Below are 2,534 nucleotides of genomic sequence, written 5' to 3' on the forward strand. Positions count from 1 at the left end.
GGTATGCCGCTGCGGTCGAAAACGCCCTATGCGAGCGTTTAGGGGCTGATAGGGGCTATTCCGGTCTAATCGTCAAGAACCCACTCCATCGCCACTGGCAGGTTACAGAATGGCACGGGGAACCTTACGAGCTTGGCGAGCTTGCCGACTACCTCGACCTATCGACCAAAAAGCCAAAAATCATCGTCGAAGACTACGGGCTTGGCAGGAACTGCACCCTTTTCGAAGAGTTGAGAAAATGGGCGTATAGGGCACAAAGGCAAGGCTGGCCAGGTTATCGCCAATGGCTCGATGCGTGCCTCGTAAGGGCACAGATGATCAATCTGCAATTCAGAAACCCGCTGCCGCTGAGCGAGATCCGAGCCACGGCAACCAGCGTTGCGAAGTGGACAAGCAAGCGAATGGGTGAGGGTGATTTTGAGTATTACGTTGCAAGCACGCACACCAGCGAGATACAGGCTTACCGTGGCCGTTTGGGTGGACAAGCCAAAGGCAAGACAACCAGAGAACAGGGCATTGAGCTTTTGGCATCTGGTAAGTCGATTCAAGAGGTAATGGCAATCACTGGGGCAAGCCAAGCTACTGTCTACCGCTGGACGAAAAGGTGAAGGTATGGGTGAGAGAGGGAAACCCTGCCCAGAAACCGGAGCACCCTGCGGGCTATTATCTGATATAGGCTATTGAGAAAATTCTCTCCGAGTCGTCAAAACGAAAGGGAAATCCTCTTTTCGAAAATCCTCCCAAACGTGCCTCCAACCCTCGACATGCTGCGGCAGACAAGCTGCCTTGGTCTCGGGTTATCTGTGTAAGCAATCGCCTCATAGCCGTGTAAGGGAACGCCCTATGGCGGGCTATTATCTGATATAGGCTTTTAGACTTTTCACCACGTCGAAGCCGGTCAAAATGGCTGACCTCTGGTCAGGCTTTTTGAGGGGCTGGGCTTTTGATTTTGGCGGGTGTCGGGTCGCAGACATGACCAAGAGAGGAAGGGAGCCGAAGGCCAACCGTCAACCCCGTAGGGGTTGTCCTATCTTGAATTATATGGGCTATTTTTGGCTAACAATTGCATTCTTAAAATTAAATGGTATATGTATTATATAACATTGAAATTTAAGATGGCAATTAAGAACTGGTTCGTAAGAAGTGAGCGAGTAAAAGATAAGCATACCGGGCTGATTAGATATGCTAAATATCTAATCGACGAGGAACATGCTAATCATAAGAACACTTCGCAAATAATACCCATATTTGGGAATATTGAAAATTTTATCAAGTTGGCTTCCAACGAAGCTGTAACATTGGACTTGTCCAATTCACAGCGAAAGGGAGGAAGGCCAACGCAGAGCTATGCCCAAAGTTTTGTTTTTGGATTACCTTCATCAGTAGCCAAGCCTACACCTGAACAGTGGAAACTTATAGCGAAAGATGTCATTAGGGAAATAGCGAAAAAGTTAGAGATTGATCTCAATGACCTCAACGGGAAAGTTTTCGCAAATGTTCACGACCAGGACAATCCGCATCTGAACATTGTGGTTTCCAGAGTCATCAAAGGGAAGGCTTTGAAGGCTCTCGACCAGAAAGGAACCATCGGGATAGCCAAGAAGGCATTCACCGCTTCAAGCCTTGCCCGGTGCGGGCTGGACGTGTCTGAGTATGTGCCATTACAGACCAATTTGGGGCCACGCCAAGCGAAATGGCAGATACAGCAGAAAGAAGCAGAAAAAGCATTAGAAGCGATTGGCTTGGAAGCCCAAAAGCTCAATGATGAAGTAGCCAAGGCGAAAGGTTTAGCCAGTTATTCAGCAATGCTGAACAGTCAGATTTTAAAATGGATTGAAGCCGTAAAAGTTACAGACCTTAAACAAGAAGAAAGGCAAAAAAACAGGATTGAAAAGACGGCTGGAAAGTTGTCTGATTTGAACTTACCAAAAGAGCAGATAGACCTTTTAAATGCCTTGTTTGAGGGTGCAGAACAGAAAACAGGCAAGACCCTTGAAAATAGGGTAAGATACAAAATATAACTTTAAAGAATTCCCCCCCTTACTGCGAAGTTTGGCGACAGGTCAGTAAGGAGGGGAGGAGGACATAAACAGTATGACACAGCTACAACTTTTTTCAAGCACTTTACCAAAAAAGCCATATTATACAGATGACCTTTTTAACGGTTTAAGCATAGCCAAGGCAGAGATAGCCAGCAAAGCCAAGTATATCCAGCATAACGGGCCAACGCATATGTATTGGCTTGCGTTTGATATTGACCGTCCAGGTGCTGCCATCGACTGGTCAGACCGTGGGGCACCCGCTCCCAATCTGACGGTTAAAAATCAAGCCAACGGACACGCCCACGCTCTCTACGGACTCGCCACAGCAGTCCGCACAGCACCAGACGGCAGAAAGGGACCATTGAGGTATGCCGCTGCGGTCGAAAACGCCCTATGCGAGCGTTTAGGGGCTGATAGGGGCTATTCCGGTCTAATCGTCAAGAACCCACTCCATCGCCACTGGCAGGTTACAGAATGGCACGGGGAACCTTA

The 2,534-nt window shown here is 48.1% G+C and carries 3 protein-coding genes; all 3 read left to right on the forward strand.

Annotated features, from left to right (window positions below; translation table 11 throughout):
• Nucleotides 1–608: replication initiation protein (locus AACW30_RS23945; RefSeq protein WP_200625765.1), on the forward strand; the 608-nt coding region annotated here is incomplete at its 5' end.
• Between the two features lie 507 nt (nucleotides 609–1,115).
• Nucleotides 1,116–2,021, forward strand: a complete 906-nt coding sequence (locus tag AACW30_RS23950) for a hypothetical protein (RefSeq protein ID WP_200625766.1) — start codon at nucleotides 1,116–1,118, stop codon at nucleotides 2,019–2,021.
• A gap of 73 nt (nucleotides 2,022–2,094) precedes the next feature.
• Nucleotides 2,095–2,534 (forward strand): replication initiation protein (locus AACW30_RS23955; RefSeq protein ID WP_200625767.1); only part of this gene is annotated, 440 nt, incomplete at its 3' end.

It is taken from the genome of Pseudomonas sp. MF6747, from assembly GCF_963890955.1.
Classification (GTDB): Bacteria; Pseudomonadota; Gammaproteobacteria; order Pseudomonadales; family Pseudomonadaceae; genus Aquipseudomonas.

What these genes read in the sequence shown, in the direction of transcription:
- AACW30_RS23950 (WP_200625766.1), top strand. Translation starts at nt 1,116, where the DNA reads ATGGCAATTAAGAACTGGTTCGTAAGAAGTGAGCGAGTAAAAGATAAG.